General features: G+C 38.3%; 14 protein-coding genes, 1 rRNA gene and 1 pseudogene. 4 read left to right on the top strand and 12 right to left on the bottom strand.

Annotated features, from left to right (window positions below; all coding sequences use genetic code 11):
• Window positions 1-109: 109 nt before the first annotated feature.
• Window positions 110-1,659 (bottom strand): 16S ribosomal RNA (locus V179_RS28295).
• A gap of 1,045 nt (window positions 1,660-2,704) precedes the next feature.
• On the opposite strand from V179_RS28295, the gene V179_RS0118105 reads away from it, so the two are divergent.
• The gene (locus V179_RS0118105; RefSeq protein ID WP_028392707.1) at window positions 2,705-3,847 is read left to right on the top strand and encodes a fused response regulator/phosphatase; all 1,143 of its coding nucleotides are present in this window, start codon (window positions 2,705-2,707) and stop codon (window positions 3,845-3,847) included.
• Window positions 3,848-3,991: 144 nt separating this feature from the next.
• Here V179_RS0118105 and V179_RS0118100 read toward each other — a convergent pair whose 3' ends face one another.
• The 5 genes and pseudogenes from V179_RS0118100 to V179_RS0118080 all read right to left on the bottom strand — a co-directional run bounded on the left by V179_RS0118100 (window position 3,992) and on the right by V179_RS0118080 (window position 10,880).
• Entirely contained in the window at window positions 3,992-4,825 is an 834-nt protein-coding gene (locus V179_RS0118100) for a CheR family methyltransferase (protein ID WP_028392706.1), read from the bottom strand.
• Window positions 4,826-5,193: 368 nt separating this feature from the next.
• Window positions 5,194-8,004, bottom strand: a complete 2,811-nt coding sequence (locus tag V179_RS0118095) for a response regulator (RefSeq protein WP_028392705.1) — start codon at window positions 8,002-8,004, stop codon at window positions 5,194-5,196.
• 201 nt (window positions 8,005-8,205) lie between these two features.
• Window positions 8,206-9,519, bottom strand: coding sequence for a hemolysin family protein (locus tag V179_RS0118090; RefSeq protein WP_028392704.1), 1,314 nt, complete (start codon window positions 9,517-9,519; stop codon window positions 8,206-8,208).
• A gap of 316 nt (window positions 9,520-9,835) precedes the next feature.
• A pseudogene (locus V179_RS31800) lies at window positions 9,836-9,975 on the bottom strand (MerR family transcriptional regulator); the annotation flags it as partial.
• A gap of 419 nt (window positions 9,976-10,394) precedes the next feature.
• The gene (locus V179_RS0118080; RefSeq protein WP_028392703.1) at window positions 10,395-10,880 is read right to left on the bottom strand and encodes a MarR family winged helix-turn-helix transcriptional regulator; all 486 of its coding nucleotides are present in this window, start codon (window positions 10,878-10,880) and stop codon (window positions 10,395-10,397) included.
• Window positions 10,881-10,994: 114 nt separating this feature from the next.
• On the opposite strand from V179_RS0118080, the gene V179_RS0118075 reads away from it, so the two are divergent.
• Window positions 10,995-12,518, top strand: coding sequence for an MDR family MFS transporter (locus tag V179_RS0118075; protein ID WP_034301959.1), 1,524 nt, complete (start codon window positions 10,995-10,997; stop codon window positions 12,516-12,518).
• A 132-nt stretch (window positions 12,519-12,650) separates the two neighbouring features.
• On the opposite strand, the gene def is transcribed toward V179_RS0118075, so the two are convergent.
• Window positions 12,651-13,229: a peptide deformylase gene (def, locus tag V179_RS0118070; protein ID WP_028392701.1), complete on the bottom strand. Its 579-nt coding sequence runs from the start codon at window positions 13,227-13,229 to the stop codon at window positions 12,651-12,653.
• 221 nt (window positions 13,230-13,450) lie between these two features.
• Here def and V179_RS0118065 point away from each other — a divergent pair, with 221 nt between their 5' ends.
• Together V179_RS0118065 and V179_RS0118060 are read left to right on the top strand one after the other, a co-directional pair.
• On the top strand, window positions 13,451-15,178 hold the full coding sequence (locus V179_RS0118065) for an AAA family ATPase (protein WP_028392700.1): 1,728 nt from the start codon (window positions 13,451-13,453) through the stop codon (window positions 15,176-15,178).
• Between the two features lie 241 nt (window positions 15,179-15,419).
• The gene (locus tag V179_RS0118060; RefSeq protein ID WP_028392699.1) at window positions 15,420-15,863 is read left to right on the top strand and encodes a hypothetical protein; all 444 of its coding nucleotides are present in this window, start codon (window positions 15,420-15,422) and stop codon (window positions 15,861-15,863) included.
• A gap of 172 nt (window positions 15,864-16,035) precedes the next feature.
• Here the strand turns inward: V179_RS0118060 and V179_RS0118055 are convergent, their stop codons facing one another.
• From V179_RS0118055 to V179_RS0118035, 5 genes are all read right to left on the bottom strand, one after another.
• Window positions 16,036-16,929 carry a peptidylprolyl isomerase gene (locus tag V179_RS0118055; RefSeq protein WP_051405038.1) on the bottom strand — a complete coding sequence of 298 codons (894 nt, stop codon included), beginning with the start codon at window positions 16,927-16,929 and terminating at the stop codon, window positions 16,036-16,038.
• Between the two features lie 242 nt (window positions 16,930-17,171).
• A complete protein-coding gene (locus V179_RS0118050) occupies window positions 17,172-18,245 on the bottom strand; it encodes an ABC transporter substrate-binding protein (RefSeq protein ID WP_028392697.1) in 1,074 nt (357 codons plus the stop codon).
• Window positions 18,242-19,048 (bottom strand): ABC transporter permease, encoded by an 807-nt coding sequence (locus V179_RS0118045; RefSeq protein ID WP_028392696.1) that lies wholly within the window; start codon window positions 19,046-19,048, stop codon window positions 18,242-18,244. Before V179_RS0118045 ends, V179_RS0118050 begins: the two co-directional genes overlap by 4 nt.
• A gap of 1 nt (window position 19,049) precedes the next feature.
• Window positions 19,050-19,853, bottom strand: a complete 804-nt coding sequence (locus tag V179_RS0118040) for an ABC transporter permease (RefSeq protein WP_028392695.1) — start codon at window positions 19,851-19,853, stop codon at window positions 19,050-19,052.
• Window positions 19,843-20,952 carry an ABC transporter ATP-binding protein gene (locus tag V179_RS0118035; RefSeq protein ID WP_028392694.1) on the bottom strand — a complete coding sequence of 370 codons (1,110 nt, stop codon included), beginning with the start codon at window positions 20,950-20,952 and terminating at the stop codon, window positions 19,843-19,845. Before V179_RS0118035 ends, V179_RS0118040 begins: the two co-directional genes overlap by 11 nt.
• Window positions 20,953-20,978 lie beyond the last annotated feature (26 nt).

The following is a 20,978-nucleotide window of genomic DNA, read 5'->3' as shown; positions in this document are numbered from 1 at the left end:
ATTCGGCAACGAATAAGCAATAGATTTATCAATTGCTTCCGGTTACCACGATTGAATGAATTACTCATTCAAAACTGAACAAAACAAAAGCACCACGTAATATCCTTAGAAAGGAGGTGATCCAGCCGCACCTTCCGATACGGCTACCTTGTTACGACTTCACCCCAATCATCTGTCCCACCTTAGGCGGCTGGCTCCTTGCGGTTACCTCACCGACTTCGGGTGTTACAAACTCTCGTGGTGTGACGGGCGGTGTGTACAAGGCCCGGGAACGTATTCACCGCGGCATGCTGATCCGCGATTACTAGCGATTCCGGCTTCATGTAGGCGAGTTGCAGCCTACAATCCGAACTGAGAATGGCTTTATGAGATTCGCTTACCCTCGCGGGTTCGCAGCTCTTTGTACCATCCATTGTAGCACGTGTGTAGCCCAGGTCATAAGGGGCATGATGATTTGACGTCATCCCCACCTTCCTCCGGTTTGTCACCGGCAGTCACCTTAGAGTGCCCAACTAAATGCTGGCAACTAAGATCAAGGGTTGCGCTCGTTGCGGGACTTAACCCAACATCTCACGACACGAGCTGACGACAACCATGCACCACCTGTCACTCTGTCCCCCGAAGGGGAACGTCCTATCTCTAGGATTGTCAGAGGATGTCAAGACCTGGTAAGGTTCTTCGCGTTGCTTCGAATTAAACCACATGCTCCACCGCTTGTGCGGGCCCCCGTCAATTCCTTTGAGTTTCAGCCTTGCGGCCGTACTCCCCAGGCGGAGTGCTTAATGCGTTAGCTGCAGCACTAAAGGGCGGAAACCCTCTAACACTTAGCACTCATCGTTTACGGCGTGGACTACCAGGGTATCTAATCCTGTTCGCTCCCCACGCTTTCGCGCCTCAGTGTCAGTTACAGACCAGAAAGTCGCCTTCGCCACTGGTGTTCCTCCACATCTCTACGCATTTCACCGCTACACGTGGAATTCCACTTTCCTCTTCTGCACTCAAGTTCCCCAGTTTCCAATGACCCTCCACGGTTGAGCCGTGGGCTTTCACATCAGACTTAAGGAACCACCTGCGCGCGCTTTACGCCCAATAATTCCGGACAACGCTTGCCACCTACGTATTACCGCGGCTGCTGGCACGTAGTTAGCCGTGGCTTTCTGGTTAGGTACCGTCAAGGTACCAGCAGTTACTCTGGTACTTGTTCTTCCCTAACAACAGAGCTTTACGACCCGAAGGCCTTCTTCGCTCACGCGGCGTTGCTCCGTCAGACTTTCGTCCATTGCGGAAGATTCCCTACTGCTGCCTCCCGTAGGAGTCTGGGCCGTGTCTCAGTCCCAGTGTGGCCGATCACCCTCTCAGGTCGGCTACGCATCGTGGCCTTGGTGAGCCGTTACCTCACCAACTAGCTAATGCGCCGCGGGCCCATCTGTAAGTGACAGCCGAAACCGTCTTTCCATCTCTTCTCATGCGAGAAAAGAAATTATCCGGTATTAGCTCCGGTTTCCCGAAGTTATCCCAGTCTTACAGGTAGGTTGCCCACGTGTTACTCACCCGTCCGCCGCTAAATCATGGGAGCAAGCTCCCAATCATTCGCTCGACTTGCATGTATTAGGCACGCCGCCAGCGTTCGTCCTGAGCCAGGATCAAACTCTCCAAAAAGTGTTTGACTTGCTCATTTGTTTTTATAGTGTGTACTCACTTAAATTTAAACGTTGGCGCTTTGTTTTGTTCAGTTTTCAAAGAGCAATTTATTGTTAAGCTGTAATTAGATTAACATATCCATGATTAGTTGTCAACTTCTACGAAGTTTTAATTTCATTTATAATCGCTTATTATTCAGCGACCAACTAATCTTAACATTCACTTTAAAAGAAGTCAACATTTTTATAAAATGAATTTTTCTTTTTATTTACTTACTCGTGTCAAAATAGGAATGTTTAGTCATTGCTCAATCAGCAACTTTAATAGAATACTCTTCTTCCTTACTCGTGTCAATATCTTTTTTGACATTTAGCTTTGAATTTCTCATTTCAATCATAGACCCATGTATTCATGTTTGATTAAAAAGTTAGAAACATGAATTACTCCCTAATCATTAGCTCAAATAAACAAAATATATTCCTCCTACTATCATTTATAGATAACCTTCTTTCTATATACTAAAGGAATATATAGGATCAGTTTCTCTAATCAGAGGCACGCAAATATTTAGTACTAATCAAGGAGTGGAAACCGTTCTTTTAAGGAGCCTTGTGACTAGTACAAGCATAAACATCTACAAAATTTACGCAGGGAGGTGATAATAACTAACATAAAAATGGATAAGAGAATAGGTAATACCCGCTTCTCAAGCTTATTATATTCTCTGTATAAGAGCAGACACTCTTAATGTTCGTACTTATAATTAAAATTTCATATTCTTACTAAATATACGTTTAATATTTTGTGCATTGGGTAAGTGGGTAATGTATATGAAATATGAACTTTTAATACCTTACACTACTAGAAATCAGGATATTCAATATCACCCTATAGTACTTTTGTTATTTTCGATTTCTACCTAACTAAGATATAATTAATGCATATAAGATCAGCTATACATATTTTGATTATGATGGATATTCACGATCAGACCTCAATTACAACCATGATAAACGATATGAAATAGTACCTTCCGATGCATAAGCTCAAAGGAGATAAAAGAATGACGATTTTAATCGTAGACGACAACCAGGTAAACCTTTTCGTAATCGAAAAGATATTAAAAAAAGCTGGTTATCATGATTACACTTCGCTTACATCTGCTCAACAAATGTTTGACTATTTACAAATAGACTCCGCAAACCCCAAGGAAACGAATGTTGATATTATTCTTTTAGATATAATGATGCCTGATGTTGATGGAATCGAAGCCTGCAGACGCTTGCAAACAATCCCTCATCTTAAGGATATTCCAGTTATCTTTGTTACTGCACTTGAGGATTCGAATAAAGTAGCTGAAGCTCTTGATGCCGGCGGCATCGACTACATTCTAAAACCAATAAATAAAGTAGATTTACTTGCACGCATCCGTGTTGGACTTCGCCTGAAATATGAAAAAGACTGGCATCGAATGCAAGATGAAAAGATGGCTCGTGAACTGGATTTGTCCATGCAAGTACAAAGTAGTCTACTAAGCGAACCTATAACTCTTGATAATCTAGTCATTAAAGCATCGTATTTTCCAGCTAATAAATTGGCTGGAGATATGTATTATTGGCATCGTATTGACGATAGACGATACGGAGTCATCTTGTTGGATATGATGGGACACGGAATTACCGCTTCCTTAGTTTGTATGTTTATTTCATCTGTCTTACGTGACGCAATCCGAACTCATACAAATCCAGAAGAAGTTATTAAAGAACTTAATCGTTGGATGTCAATTTTAAATAAAGAGGAAAACCAAGTTCATTATTATTTTACTGCCATTTATCTGATTATTGACACACTAGACAAAACATTAGAATACGTAAACGCAGGACATCCACCCGGTTTCGCTTTAATTGATAACGATGAGGTAATTCCTCTTTCGACAGGAAGTTGTCCAGTTGGGTTTTTCAATGAAATGAAGATAGAAAAAGCTACTCTGACTTACCAAGATGACATCCAAATACTTTTATTTACAGACGGGGTAATGGAGGCACTTGATACTAGCGATGCAGACGGGTTAGTTCAACTAAGTAAAGCTGTTTCAAAAAAATGGCTGACTTGCCGTGAAGATGCTCCCATCGATTTCGTCATGCCAAAGCATCTTCAGATTGATCAGCCTGATGACATGTGTGTTGTCATGATTCAAGCAAACTAAGAAGAACAGTCATACTTTCTTAATTTACTTGAATAAAAACGAGGATGTTTCAAAAAGATGATACAATTTTGAGACATCCTCGTTTTATTTAAATTAGTTTCTGGTGATCCCTTGTATCTTCAGACGTGGCCATTTTAGTCTTTCTTATACTTTACGATAAATTTTCTCCAGAGAATCAAAATCTTCATATTTATCACAAAAAAACATAGTACGAATGGTTTCTTTACTTCCTAACCCAAGAAAACCACCTTTACTTAGACTATCGTAGAATAACTGATTAACGTCCTCTTGCAAGTCTGCTGTGAAATAAATCATAACATTTCTACACATGATAACGTGAAATTCATTAATAGAACTATCTGTAACCAGATTATGTTGAAAAAAATCAATATTCCTGAGCAAGTCGGGATTTAAATAGGCATGCTGGTAATCCGTAGAATAGTATTCGGAAAAAGCTCGGTCTCCACCTGCTTGCAAATAGTTTTTTGTATAAGCCTGCATTCGGGTTAATGGAAGAACTCCTTTTTCTGCTTGTTGTAATACTTTTTCACTCATATCCGTTGCATAGATTTTTGCTCGATCATAAAGACCTTCTTCTTCAAGCAAGATCGCCATTGAAAATGCTTCTTCTCCAGTTGAGCACCCCGCATGCCAAATCCGGATTTCAGGAAGTTCTCTTAAGAATGGAATCACTTTGGTCCTAAAAGCTTTAAAAAATTCAGGGTCCCGAAACATTTCTGTTACATTAATCGAAAAATCTTCCAACATTTTTTCAGCATACCCTTTTTCATACATTACCTTTTCAATTAACCCGCTGATTTTCAGTACTCGCTCCAACCTCATTCGGTTTTCAATCCGTCTCTTAATTGAAGTTCTCATATACCGACGAAAATCAAAACCAGATACGCGGTAGATTGCTTGTAACAGTAAATCTATTTCAAAATCTTCCCTTTCCTCAATGGTTAATAAATCTTTCATGTAATTATCCTTCCCAAATCCTTTTAATAAAAAGAGCTAGCCCGCCTATGGTGAACATAGAAGTTAACACTTCCTCCATGCGTCCAGTAATTGTTCTAAAGGATAGCTCCCTATACTCGAAGTTCTATGATCACAAAGGTGGACTCTTTCTTTAGTCAGTAAAAACTATTAAAACGGATCCGTTTCTTTCCTGAGACAAAAGCGCTCGCTCCAAATGTGGACACTTACCGTATGCGCATGACATTGTGACTATTTAGTCAATGATACCCCATTACTTTCGATATCAAACCAGTATAAATACAATCTTCTATATACTGGTCTTAGAATAATCGAAATGGCAGATAGATGCGGATCAAACAGAAGTTTTATCATGATGGTCTTATAGTTCCATTCGTCAACCAAACTCGCAATACAGAAAGAAGCTGGTTTAACTTGAGCGGCTTACTAACATAATCGGAAGCTCCTGCTTTCAAACATTTCTCACGGTCACCTTTCATTGCTTTAGCTGTCAGAGCAATGATTGGCATGTCATTAAACTGACCTGTACTACGAATTCGACGCATCGTTTCATATCCGTCCAGTTCAGGCATCATAATATCCATCAAGATAGCGTCAATAGTATGGTCTTTTTTTATGATTTCCAAGCACTCCAATCCAGTCTTAGCCGTTAGGATTTTCATCCCTTCCTGTTTAAGCGCATTTGTTAAAGCATAAATATTGCGATGGTCGTCATCCACAACTAAAACCGTTTTGTCTTGGAAGAGATTGTTTGGTTTATGTGTTTCAACCAGACTAAGTTCTTCTATTAAAGGGTCATGGTTACTTTCAACAACAGGCTCATTTATCGATGCCGCCACCTGTGGTAGGGCAGAGCCAACTTCAGCTGATTCCTCGATTCCTCCCGGAAGACTAGGGAGGAATAGCGTGAAGACACTTCCTTCCCCTTCTTCACTATCAACAATCAGCCACCCTCTAAGTAATTTTGCAAACTCTCGGCAAATCGATAAACCTAAACCGGTACCGCCATATTTCCTCATAGTTGCACCATCACCCTGCTGAAATGCTTCAAATATCAACTGCTGCTTAGATTTCGGAATGCCGATTCCAGTATCAGCAATAGAAACTTCAAGCCAGCCATCTGCTCCATCAGTATGGACCCACTTACTTAGCTCCTGTTCTTCTGCACACTTGATATGAACAGATATAGAACCAGTTTCCGTAAACTTAAATGCATTGGACAATAAATTTTTTAGTATTTGCTGAAGACGCTGTTGATCGGTAAAGAATATATCAGGTACATTTCCATCCTTTATTACGTTAAATTCCAACCCTTTTTTCTGAGCAATATGTTCAAAATTTTGTGTAAGCAATTCAGGCAATTCACTTACATTCATTTCATCAAAAACAACATCCATTTTTCCTACTTCAACTTTTGATAAATCCAAAATATCATTAATAAGCGATAACAAGTCTTGCCCAGAGGAATGAATCACCTTAGCAAAATCTTGTTGCTCCTCTGATAAAGTACTCTCTTGATCTGAAAGCATTTCAGATAGAATAAGTATACTGTTAAGAGGTGTTCGTAATTCATGAGACATATTAGCTAAGAACTCTGATTTATACTTCGAACTTTGTTTCAACTGCTCAGCCTGATCTTCAAGATGTAATTTAGCACGCTGCAATTCTCTTGATTTCGCTTCTGCTTCGCGATTTCTTTCTTCCAGTTGTTCATTAATCATACGCAATTCTTCCGCTTGCGACTGAAGTTCTTCGGATTGGGCTTGCATCTCCTCTGATTGGGATTGCAATTCCTCAGACTGCACCTGCAATTCTTCTGTTTGAGCCTGGGATTCTAATAAGAGACGTTCTATTTCTACACGACCCTGTACGCTATTAATCGTAATCCCAAGGGTTTCAAGAACTCGCATTAGGAAGTTTTGCTGTAACTTTGTGAATGTTTCTATACTAGCAAGCTCGATTACAGCAACAACCTCTTCTTCAAATACAACTGGTGCAATGAAAATGCTTTTTGGTGCTACTTTTCCTAAACCTGTTGATATCACTTTATAATCTTTTGGGACTTGATTAATAATCTGCGATTCTTTTTCTAACGCACATTGGCCAATCAAACCTTCTCCTAGTCTGAACTCTCGACGTCCTACTTCTTCTTCATCAGCATAGGATGAAAGTTTTACAAATTTCGCTTCTTCTCCTTGCCCTCGTTTAATATAAAAGACTCCTAGAGAAGCGCCCATTAAAAGCGCTAATCTACTGATAACACGCTGCCCAAGAGTTTCCATATTAACGATTCGCTGATACATCGTAGCAATGTCAGCCAGTCCGGTCTGAATCCAATTTTGCTCACTAATTTCCGTTGTAAAATCTTTTTCTTTTTGATAGGAGACTTCTAATGATGCCGCCATCTCATTATAAGCTTGAGCAATATCACCAATCTCATCTTTAGTCTTCACATGTATACGCGGAAGGTCCGTTAGATAATTAAAGTCAATTTTTTTCATAATACTCGTGATAGATCTCAGATTCTTGGTCGTACTTCGAATCATCCAAATCATCGCAATCGTAATGAAAATAATCACTAGACCTACAGAGAAAATAATAAATTGTATAATTGCATCATAAGTTTCATACGCTTCTTTCAGCGCCTCATTCATCAATCCTTCTTGATAATCTTTAAATTCCTCTATAGAACTAGTTACCTTCAACCTTTTATCTCTTTGCTGGGCCATCAGGGTATTTATATCAGATGCAGATTTACCTTGTTCAAGCGCATAAATAATTTCTGTTTCCGTTATCGAGTAGGAACCATAATTCGCTTCAACCTGTTTAATCACCTGCGATCCATTACTTCTATTTACAATTTGCGATAATTCAGCAATCTTCAAATTAATTTCGTCTTGATTATTTTTAATTATCTCCAAACTATCCCTAGCTTCTTCTTTAGTAATAGAATCATTGACAGCATAAAGAATTTCCCGATCGCTACGTGAAAATAATTGACGAATTTCCATTGCAGCACTTACTTTAACATACCGATCGTCAACGATTTCCGTTATATTGCTTTTTACACTGTTCACCATAAATACAATACCCATTAGCATAGCGGCTAAAAAAAGGATAATTACACCAAATACTACAAATTGCTTCTTTTTAAAACTCACCCTATCCCCTGCCCTCTTGATTTTATTTATAAAATCTAACTCTTGAACGATTAATCGAACTCGCCAAAAGGAATATGACTCTATTAATTCATATTAATTATTCTACCACTATAGAAAATTACTCTCTCTTTAATCCCTAGATAGAGAAAGCCAAAGATTATCTGTTCAATCAAATCTTTGGCTTTTTTTAAATCTATTCTTTTATTTAACTAAAGAAGAGCTTGCCTTCTTGACTTCTATATATAAAACATGATGTCCATCCATCTCTTTCACAGTGAATTCATAGTCCTCGAATTCTATTTTATCTCCTACTGACACATCATATTTACCAGTTAAAATCCAACCGCCAATCGTGTCTATGTCCATTTCAGGCAGATGGATTCCTAATGTAGAGTTGACATCACCTATTAATGTTTTGGCATCAAAAACATAATGCCCTTCTGTGATTTTTTGGATATTAGGTCGTTCATCCTGATCAAATTCATCACGGATATCACCGACAATTTCTTCTAAGATATCCTCAACCGTCACCAAACCTGCTGTTCCACCATATTCATCTGACAGTATCGCCATATGAATCCGTTCTTTTTGCATTTTAAGCAGTAAATCATGAATGGGTATTGTCTCAAGTACCCGAATAACTGGAGTAATAAATTCATCAACATTTAAATCTGCCACATTGTCTTCCGTTATTGTAGCTGTATAAAGCCGTTTAATATTTACCATGCCAACAATATTATCTTTATCTCCATCTGTTACTGGGTATCGTGTAAATTGTTCTTCTTGGATTACTTCAATGACATCAAGAAGCGAAGTTCCTTGTTCAATCGTTACCATTTCCGTTCTTGGCACCATGATTTCATTGGCAATTCGATTATCAAATTCAAAGATTTTATTCACATATTTATATTCCGATTGATTAATTTCACCGCTTTTGTAACTCTCAGATAAGATTAAGCGTAACTCCTCTTCAGAATGGGCTAATTCATTCTCAGACGCAGGCTGCATTCCGAACATACCGACGAGCAGACGAGAGGAACCATTAAGAACCCAAATAAATGGATACATAATACGGTAGAACCAAATTAAAGGTTTAGCAAATGCAAGGGTAACTTGCTCAGCTTTCTGAATAGCAACTGTTTTCGGAGCCAATTCTCCTACAACAACATGCAAGTAAGTTACTGAAGCGAATGCAATGGCAAATGACAAAATGCTTATTGCTGGTTCAGCAACATGCAATTTTTCAAATAAAGGATGTAATATCGCCTCGACCGTTGGTTCACCTAGCCAACCAAGCCCAAGGGCTGTTACAGTAATTCCTAATTGACAAGCAGATAAATACTCATCAAGATGAGACGTTACTTTCTTCGCTGCAAGTGCATTTTTATGTCCTTCTTCTATTAATTGGTTAATACGAGAACTTCTCACTTTGACAATCGCAAATTCAGAAGCAACGAAAAAGGCAGTTAAAGCGATTAGTAATGCTACGGCTATCAATTTTATGGTAATCTCCAATGTGGATGGGTAATCGGTATACAATCCTTATTTATGATCCTAATGTCTTGCTTGAATCAAAATAAGGAGATACTTGAATACGATTGAATCCCAGGCACCTCCTGTATAGTGTCTCTATTTATATATATAATTTACACATAATCTCGATTTCTTAACCCACTGAACATTACAAAAGTAAAAGCAGCAATGTTTGCATGAATGACTTACTTTTTTTGCGATACTTTATTTTTTTACGAACTTTTTATTTTCATGCTGATAATGGTCTGAAATTCTTGGAATGTATCATTTTGATCTTATCCAATGGAATATTGCCATTTTCTATACGTGACAATCCAAGTTCACCATATTTGTAATAGTGGTAATTAAAAGAGAACGTTCAGGTTTTAACAATCCGAGATTTGTATAATAGTCGAATGTGCACTTTGTCACATTCGCTAATTGTGCTAGCTCACTTATTCTTAGTCTCCCGTTCCCAACATAGTTACCCCCTTACTATCACATTATGGATTTGTTTGATTTAATTACTCAAACATATTTCTATTTTACAAAATGAATGACCCTAAGAAAAATATTTTTCACTGAAACACATAAATATTCGTAAAAATAAAAAACCGACTCTTCTTAAGTCAGAATAATCGGTTGAAATGTATAATTTTATTTATTTGTTTTAGAAGCTTGGAGTCCAATAAGAATCTTAGGACCACATTGGCATAAAGCAGAATGTTTTAATTTTTTTATAGGTGCTCCACATGTGTTACAAATTTTTACCGCCATGATTCGTCCTCCTCTTTTACTCACTTAACTTATAGTATACTACTTTTCATGTAATAATCAATATTAGTTTATAATAATTATAAATTAAATATACCAAGAACTCAATTATTCTCTTCTCTCTCCGCCATTAGTTTTTCGTTTTCGTGATCCATAATCCTTATTACTTTTTCAACAAAGCCAAGAATAACAACTAATTCTTCTTCAGTATATGTCAAGCAAGCTTCTTTGGTCGCTTCTGCTAACGATTCGAAATGAGCCTTTATTTGTTTTTGTCGTTCCTGAATTGGAGTGATCACGACTTTCCTGCGATCTTCCTCATCTTTTTCTCTCATTACATAGCCTGTTTTTTCAAGCCGATCAATAAGAGCCGTAACTGACCCGGAGCTAAGACCGGTAATTCTCGACAGCTCACCAGCAGTAATGGGGCCTGTTTCATTTAGTATCTCTGCAGTCTTTAAATCTGTGTGGACAACCCCCATCTTCTGTGCCATATTTTGTTGAAATAAGACGGTTCTCATCCCGTACTTATGCAGGCTTTTCAATAAGCAGTCTAACGTCTCTTGTTTTTGAAGTTTATCCCTTGACATGGACAGGCACCTCCCACTAAACTTGGTTTTATCTCGATTATCAAGATAATCATTTTTATAAAATTTTTCAAGTGATATAATCACTGGGTCCATAAAAAAAGGGGGATTTAATTGATGGATGGTATTCAACAGAATAAAAATCAAAACCTTATTGTTGCTGGTTTACTATTAGCTATTTTCATGGCAGCAATGGACAATACAATTGTCGCTACAGCCATGGGAACCATCGTTTCAGATTTAGGCGACTTTGATAAGTTTGTCTGGGTTACATCCGCCTATATGGTTGCTACAATGGCTGGGATGCCGATCTTCGGTAAACTTTCCGATATGTATGGTCGTAAACGTTTTTTCATTTTTGGTCTTATTGTTTTCCTACTAGGATCTGCATTATGCGGAATTGCCCAAAGCATGGTTCAATTAAGTATTTTTAGGGCGATACAAGGGATTGGCGGTGGGGCACTAATGCCTATTGCCTTTACGATTGTATTCGATATTTTCCCACCTGAAAAACGTGGAAAAATGACCGGGTTGCTCGGAGCTGTATTTGGGGCATCGAGTGTAATAGGGCCTTTATTAGGCGCTTATATTACCGAATATGTAAGCTGGCATTGGGTATTTTATGTAAATGTACCCATTGGATTAATATCCTTATTTTTCATACTACGTTATTATAAAGAATCTCCACAAATTCGAGAACAAAAAATTGATTGGGGTGGAGCTGCAACACTTATCATCGCCGTAATTAGCCTCATGTTCGCACTTGAATTAGGTGGTGGTAAATATAGCTGGGATTCAGTCCAGATTATCGGTTTATTTACTAGCTTTGCCGTATTCTTTCTATTATTTTTCTTTTTCGAAAAAAGAGCGCAAGAACCAATCATATCTTTCTGGATGTTCAAAAAACGCTTATTTGCGACTTCGCAACTTTTAGCGATTCTTTATGGGGCATCGTTTATTATTTTAACCGTCTATATTCCAATCTTTGTTCAGGCTGTCTATGGTGGGTCAGCCACGAATGCAGGGCTTATCCTCATGCCAATGATGCTCGGTTCTGTAGCTGGAAGTGCATGCGGCGGGATTTTTCAAACAAAGGCAAGCTTCCGTAAGCTGATGATTATTTCAGTTGTCGCTTATTTTATCGGCATGTTCTTGCTCGGAACATTAACACCTGAAACAAGCAGAGGATTACTCACTCTTTATATGACAATTGTTGGAATTGGAGTTGGTTTTTCATTTTCTTTACTACCAACAGCATCTATTCACGATCTAGAGCCGCGTTTTCGAGGTTCCGCTACCTCAACAAATTCATTTTTGCGTTCATTTGGAATGACATTAGGTATTACTATTTTCGGAGCTATACAAAACCATGCGTTTACGAGCAATATAGCAGATTCATTTAAAGGAATGGGAGCTGGTGGTGAAGGGGCGTTTGGCAAACTTAAAGATTCGCGAGAGCTGTTCCAATCAGAGGCTCGTGCTCTTATCCCAGACTTTGTTCTTAAGAAGATCGTCCAATCTATGTCGGATTCGATTACTTTAACTTTTATGCTGGCGCTTATTCCAATTAGTATAGCAGTTATTACTGTTTTCTTTATGGGAAACACACGTGTTAAAACTACACAAAAAGAGCAAGATTAAAACGTGTAATACTTAATAACTAATGATCTGCCCCCAACTTCATACATGCCACAATAGAAATGTCCATCTAGTGTGGGGGCAGACCATTATGCTTTGACCGTGTTAGAAGCTTAACCCTAACTATATGTTAAATCATAAACTCTTGATCTCTACATTATCAGGAAGTTTAAATGGGTTTTTTTCATTAATTCTGTCATAGAACATGATACCGTTCAAATGGTCGAATTCATGCTGGAAAACGATAGCCGGGAACCCTTTCAGGCGAAGCTCGATTTCCTTTCCAGTTAAATCCGTTGCTTTTACTCTAACTCGCTCATATCTTGGCACATAGCCACTTATTTCACGGTCAACAGACAGGCAGCCTTCACTTTGTGGCAAGTATATCATTGTTGCTGAATGACTGATAATTTTCGGATTAACAAGTGCATGTTCATATAAAGTTCCTTTTTCGTCTGTAAAGTACATGACGAACATCCGTTTATTCAAGCCGATTTGATTCCCAGACAAACCTACGCCAGCACGCAATTGATATTTTTTTGCTATCACAGGATCCTGACTATTCTTTAGAAACTGCATCATACTCTCCAATGTTTCTTTGTCTTCTTCCGAAAGGGGCAGTTTGACTTCTTCCGTTTTCTGCTGTAGTATCGGATCGCCCTCTTTCACAATATCGTCCATCGTAATAATATAATCACTCTTAAATTTATTCATACGTAACCATTCCTCTTTTATTGTTTGAGACATGTTTCATACCTATTCTCTATTCACTTTACCATGTCAGTCTTCATACTGTCTAACAACGAAGAAACGATGGGAAATTAAGCCACAATATCATAATTTCCATTATTTTACACTTCAAATAGTACAAAAGAACCATTTATAATAGAGAGTAGTTCACTATACTAGTTTCATAGTAAAGGGGAGATAAGAAATTGAACTCAAACTCTACATTTGTTTCTAAATTCACGCCAATCTTCGTGGCATTACTTGTGATCATTTCCGGTGTTTTATTGTATGTTGTTAATCCGACACAGAAGACAGAAATCCCTTTTTCTTCAGTCGAAGATAAGATTGCAGCTCAGAATGGTGATTTAGTCACGTTAAAGGAAAATCAGAATGGTACTTTGACATTGATTACGCCAGACGGAAGTTATGTTTCTCACATACCACCCAATAGCACATTAGTAAACAAACTTGTCGAAACATATAATGTTCAGTATTCTTTCTCATCAACTAGCCCATTTAGTCTATGGTTATTAGGTGGAATAGTCGCAGCATTAGCGGTAACCGCCATTATTATACAAAGAAAAACAAAAGGTGGCATTGGAATCGGAAAAAGGAAGAATAGTGTTTCTTCAGCAAAACCACTTCCAGCCATTACCCTTGATGATATCGGTGGATTACAGACCGAAATCAAAGAAGAAATTCTTCAGACACTTGCCATTTTAAAAGAACCTGAGCGTTCAGAGAAACTCGGAATCACCGCTCCAAAAGGAATTCTATTATATGGGCCTCCTGGGACCGGCAAAACATTGCTTGCTCAAGCAATTGCTAAAGAAATGGGCGCCAACTTCTTTTCTACAAGCGGTTCCGCCTTTAATGAAATGTTTGTTGGTGTCGGAGCCTCTCGTGTCCGGAGTTTATTCCAAAATGCAAGAAAGCAAACACCAGCGGTTATTTTTATCGATGAAGTAGATGCTCTTGCTGCTAAACGAAAAGAGCACGGCGGTGAAGAAGGAGAAAAAACACTGACCGAACTGCTCGTCCAGCTTGATGGTGGGCATTCGAACGATGGGATTTTGTTTATTTCGGCTACAAACCGAAAGGATATGCTAGATGAAGCCTTCCTTCGCCCTGGTCGGATTGATTTTTCATTTCAAGTGCCGTTGCCAGATACGAAAGGCCGGAAAGAAATTATTGAAATCCATTCCAAAGGTAAACAACTATCGGAAGATGTGCAGCTTTCCCTTGATACATTAGCTGAAAGCACTTCAGGATTTTCCGGAGCAGATTTAAGCTCTCTATTCGATACCGCCTCAAGACGAGCATTACGTAACGGGCAAGCGTTTATTGAGAAAAGCGATCTTGATTATGCCATTGATCGTACAATATTAGGCAGCACTTCACGTTCATTAAATGATCCTGATACAAAAAGGCGTGTTGCTATACACGAAAGCGGACATGCACTTGTAGCAGCGATTACGAAACCGGGTTCTGTTCGCAAAGCAACTATTATCCCTCGTGGTGATGCTCTAGGTTATGTTGCACCCATTCAAAAAGAACTGCATTTAGCTACAACAAGTGAATTATTCGATCAAGTCAAAATGATCCTTGCTGGCGGTGTTTCAGAACGGATGTTTTTAGGTGAACATAGCATCGGCGTAAGCGGCGATGTCAAACAAGCAAAACATCTGCTTGAACAAATGGTCGAAACAGGGATGCTACAAGAAGGCTTCACTCTTACCTTCAATAAAGGTGAAAAAGAGAAAAAAATGCAGGAATTGTTTAACGAGGCGATTCAAGCAACCGAAAAACTTATCAATAATAACCGTGAACAGTACGAAGAACTTGTTGAAACATTATTAAAGAAAGAAACGCTTGAAGGATCTGAGGTTGAAGAAATCGTTAGCAGTAGACGACCTGAAATAGTTCTTGTTTGATAAAAAACCTCCTTGGCACTGATGATTGCCTAGGAGGTTTTTCTATTTTTATCCTGTATTAATAGGCAGTAAAACCCCCACTGATTGAAGTTGCACTTTATACTTTATTTCCATTTTCCCCTTAAGAATTCGCATTAAGACCCTGATCAACCACTGTAAACCTAAATGATGTAGTTTAGCAAACGAGCTTATCGGGAAAATACCAACAAGCTAATCACATTAATGCTAGGAGGAATTAAACATGGTTCAAACATCAGATGATCAAAATAATAGCAAACTGGTGAAAGGAATAATTGTCGGAGGAATTATAGGTGGAGCTCTCATGCTCTTAAATTCATCAACAAGGAGCAAAGTAAAAGAAACAGCAATGGATATTAAAGACTCATCCTTGGACATGATTACCCAAGTGAAAGAAAACCCGAGTGAAGTAAAAGATGATATGATTAACCGTTTTAAGTCAGCATCCGAAGTACTAAAAGAGGCAATCAGTGATGCTCAAGCCCTTAATTCAATGATTAATGAAGATGTGTTCAGCAAAGTAAGTGAGGTTAAAGATATTTCAACCGACGCCGTGTCAACAGTAATGGAAGCCAAAGAGGAATTAGCGGATATTGGTTCCAAAGTCGCTGAAGCAGGTAGTCAATTAAAGGAGGCATCACCAGAGCCTAGAACCAATTCTAAATAGCCACAACTAAGAGCAAAACCTTGAAATTATTAAAAAGAGGGTGTCCCAAATGAAAAGTCAGAGCCCACACCTACTAAATATTGTTATATGACGTGTCATTGACACGATAAACAATGTATAGAGTGTGAGATCAGACCCTTTGAGAAACCCTCTTTAGATTTTGAATGGATTATTATTTCTCAGGAACTAAGGAATTAGTAATCTTGTGATCTTTTTTCTGCTCTGCTAGCCAGGTCGGGAATTCTGCAGATAGTTTTTCCGTTTTTAGAGCTTCTTTGATATCCTTTTTGCTATCTTCAAAGTTCGCTGCTTTCGCTGCTTTTTTTCCAGTTACTTGAATGATGTGATAGCCAAAATCCGTTTTAACTGGATCACTGATTTCATTTACCTTGAGTGAGAAAGCTGCACTTTCAAACTCTGGAGCCATTTCCCCTTTTCCGAAATAACCCAACTTCCCTCCATTGGAAGCATTAGCGGTGTCCGTAGAATATTCTTTTGCTAATTTAGCAAAGTCGCCTCCATCAGCTAGTTTCTTAGCTACTTCTTTAGCTGTCGCTTCATCCTTCACTAAAATATGACTTGCTTCTACTTGTTCAGCTTGCGCGTATTGATCTTTATTGGCTTCAAAATACTCCTTCATTTCATCGTCTGTAATCTTGATTCTAGGTTCTAATAGTTTTACAGTCTTTAAATATGAACGAATATCTTCCTCAATATCCGCGGTTTTCAAGCCACTACTTGCAAGCTGGGCTTCGAACGCATCTTTGCCACCATAAGATTCCATCATCGTATCAAGCTCTGTTTGAATTTCCTTATCGGTGATTTTAACATTTTCTTTATCCGCTTCAAGGTCAACCAATTTATTCGTGATCAATGTGTCCAAAGCAGTCGCTCCATATTGAGTGACAAGGGCATCGTATAACTCATCCTTACTAATTTTATTCCCATCCACTTCTGCTACAGCTTCACTGCTTGAAAAAGAGGCAATAAGTACGGCTGCAGCAACAATTACTAGAATTGCTGCACCCCATATGTACGTTTTTGTATTTTTAAAGAAATCCTTCATCATCGCTCTCCCTTATCATTAGTACGTTCGATTCTTTGATTTGTTCTTGTTCATTCATCATATCGAGAAAGTGTGACGAAACTATGAACGAGTCTTTAAATAAGTGTGAAAATGAATAATAGCTGCCTCAAACCAATGGAATAAACCTCACAACATCAGTAACGTTTCAATTTAACCTTTGTCACACGATAGTCCATCTATGGAGTGTGAGTTAGACCCTGTTCGAAGCAGCCCCTTGCTTATTATTTCCGGTGCATTTTAAACTCTAGGAAAAGTTCATTATAGGTAGCCAAATTTCTTTTCCCAAGATTCTCATACACTTCTAGCTTATCCGTTAGTTCTGGTGCTGGATAAAAGCGTTCATCGTTTACCATTTCTTCAGGCATAAATTCAAGTGCTGCTTTATTAGGAGTTGAGTAGCTTACATACTCCGTGTTTTGTGCAGCAACTTTCGCATCTAGCATGAAGTTAATGAAGGCATGGGCTCCATCAATATTTTTTGCTGTTTTTGGAATAACCATATTATCAAACCATAAATTAGACCCTTCGCTTGGTACGACATAGTCAAGATCTTCGTTTTCAGACATTATTTCAGAAGCATCTCCTGACCAAGTAATCCCAATGGCCGCTTCTTGGTTAGCGAGAAGCAATTTATTTTCATCACCGACAATCGCCTTGATGTTTGGAGTTAATGTATCAAGCTTTGCCTTCGCTTCTTGTAAATGCTTTGGATTTGTATCATTTAATGAATAATGTAAACTATTAAGCCCCATTCCGATTACTTCTCGCGCACCATCAATCAATAGAATTTCGTTTCTTAGTTTTCGATCCCACAAATCATTCCAACTTGTTATCTCCATTCCACCCAACATTTCCGGATTATAGACAATACCCACTGTTCCCCAAAAATACGGAATAGAATATAAATTATCCGGATCAAATGGTAAGTTTAGAAACCGTTCATCGATATTTTTCAGATTCGGCAGCTTTGAATGGTCTAGTGGAATTAATAAGTTTTCCTTAATCATTTTATCAATCATATATTCTGATGGAACCGCAACATCATACGTCGTTCCACCTTGTTCAATTTTTGTCATCATCGCTTCATTCGAGTCAAATGTCTCATAAATGACCTTTATGCCTGTTTCTTTTTCAAACCGATTAATTAAATCCGTATCAATATAGTCTCCCCAGTTATAAACCGTCAACGTATTGCTTCCGGAAAAACCTTGTGATTGATTCAATCGATTCGTGATAGAAAGGAGTACAATAGAAACAAGAATAATTGTCAAAAATGTACGGACTAATTGCTTCATTTGTGAACCCCCATTCCGCCAGACTTCATACTACGCTTTGTGATGAAGTAATAACCAATGACTAATAGAATGGTGAATAGGAATAGTAAGGACGATAGAGCATTAATATTCAATGATACTCCTCTACGCGCTAATGAGTAAATTTCAACCGATAATGTTGAAAACCCATTTCCTGTCACAAAGAATGTAACTGCAAAATCATCAAGAGAGTATGTCAGCGCCATGAAAAAACCAGCAAATATGCCTGGTGTAATATAAGGTAAGATCACTTTTGTAAGCACACCTAAGTTGCTTGCTCCAAGATCACGTGCCGCATCAATATAGGTGGGGCTCATTTCCATTAGCTTCGGCAGAACCATCAAGACAACGATTGGTACACTAAATGCGATATGTGCTAACAATACGGAATAAAAACCAAGCTTAATTCCAGCCATCGTAAATAAGATCAAAAACGATGCACCGATAATTACATCGGGGCTGACGATGAGCACACTATTCAATGATAAAATGGTGTTTTTCGTTTGTCTTCTCTTTACCGAATGAATAAACAAAGCACCTATTACGCCAATAATCGTCGAGATTAGCGCAGATAATAAAGCAATTACAAGTGTATTCAAAACAATAATTAAAAGGCGTGTATCATCAAATAATTCTCGATACCAATCCAGCGTAAAGCTTTCAAAGTTAAACATAGTACCGCCGCTGTTAAATGAGTAAAAGATAAGAAAGAAAATTGGTGCATACAAGATAAAAAAGATAAGCACTAAAAATAGCGAAGATACAGGTGACAATTTCTTCTTCACCTTATACACCTCTTTTCCTTGCACCTGTCAATGCCATGATCAGGAACATAAAAATAATTAAAAAGACCGCAATAGTCGAGCCCATTCCCCAATCTTGGATGACAAGGAAATGCTGTTCAATCGCTGTACCTAGTGTAATCACACGGTTACCAGAAATTAAACGTGTCAGCATGAACAGTGATAAGGCTGGAATGAAAACAACCTGACAGCCTGATTTCACGCCATCTAATGTTAACGGAAAAATAACACGGCGGAACGTTACCCATCCAGATGCTCCTAAATCATTAGCCGCGGCTATTAACGTCGGATTCAATTTATTTAACGCATTGAAGATCGGTAAGATCATGAATGGTATAAAAATATAAACGGACACGAAAATAAAACTAAAATCCGTGAAAAGAATTTGCCGAGAACCAATTCCGATTCCTTCCAAAAATTTATTTGCTGCCCCATATGTGCCGAATATACCGATAAACGCATAAGCTTTCAACAGCAGATTGATCCACGAAGGAACGATAATCAGCAAAAGCCACAACTGCTTGTGCTTCGTCTTTGTTAACAAATAAGCGGTCGGATAGGCAACAAGCAATGAAAAGAAGGTAATTAAAAATGCATACCAAAAAGAATTCACTGTCATCATTAGGTAAACAGGCGTAAAGAAATTCTGATAATTAACGAATGAAAAATTCCCATCTATATCGAATAAGGAATAATAAAGAACGAGTAAAATTGGCGCAATGACAAAACAGACAATCCACAGAAAATACGGAATGGAATATATATTAAACTTCGCTTTATTTTCCATCTTGAGCTCCATCATTGTAAGCTTCTAAACGTTTATCAAACTCTTCTTCCGATTCGCCAAAGCGCATAACATGAATAGCCTCTGGATCAAAGTATAGACCAATTTGATCACCAACAGTTGCTTTCTTTGTAGAATGAACTAACCACTCATTTCCTTCTGTATCATAACTGCTAATTTCATAATGAACGCCACGGAATAACTGAGAGTCCACGCGCACTTTTAATTTCCCTCGGTTCACATCAGTAATTTCCAAGTCTTCTGGTCGAATCACAATCTCAACTGGCTCATTTTCATTAAATCCACCATCGACACATTCAAACTCTTTACCAGTAAACTCGACTAAATGATCACGAATCATTTTTCCTTCGACAATATTCGATTCCCCAATGAAATCCGCGACAAAACGGCTGATTGGCTCATCGTAAATATCTGTAGGCGTCCCGCTTTGTTGAATTTTTCCGTTATTCAAAACAAAAATCTCATCTGACATAGCAAGCGCTTCTTCCTGATCATGCGTAACAAAGATAAAAGTAATTCCAAGCCTTTGTTGTAATTCTCGTAATTCATATTGCATTTCCGTTCTCAGCTTTAGATCAAGCGCAGACAAAGGTTCATCTAACAAGATTACTTCAGGCTCGTTTACAATTGCTCTGGCAATCGCCACACGCTGACGCTGTCCACCTGACATTTCTGAGATCTCTCTTGTTTCATAGCCGTCAAGGTTGACAAAGCTTAATGCTTCTCGAACCTTTGCAGTAACTTCACTATTCTTCATTTTCTTTATACGTAATCCAAATGCAACATTTTCAAAAACATTCAAATGAGGAAATAACGCATAGTCCTGAAAAACTGTATTTACTTGCCGTTTATTAGCTGGTACTCGGTTAATAATTTTCCCATTAAAATAAATCTTTCCTTGCGTAGCCTCTGTAAAGCCAGCTATTAAACGTAGAATGGTTGTTTTTCCGCAACCAGAAGGTCCTAGTAGCGTATAAAATTTGCCTCGTTCGATTTCAAAACTAACATCATTCAACACAGCTGGATCTGCATCATATTGTTTAGTTACTCGTTCGAAACGAATGATTGACTCATTTGTCAAAGTATTCTCCTCCTCAATATCTTTAT

Origin of the sequence: Bacillus cihuensis, assembly GCF_000504145.1 — a bacterium.
GTDB lineage: Bacteria > Bacillota > Bacilli > Bacillales > DSM-1321 > Peribacillus > Peribacillus huizhouensis.
This window is presented reverse-complemented; position numbering and strand designations above follow the sequence as displayed.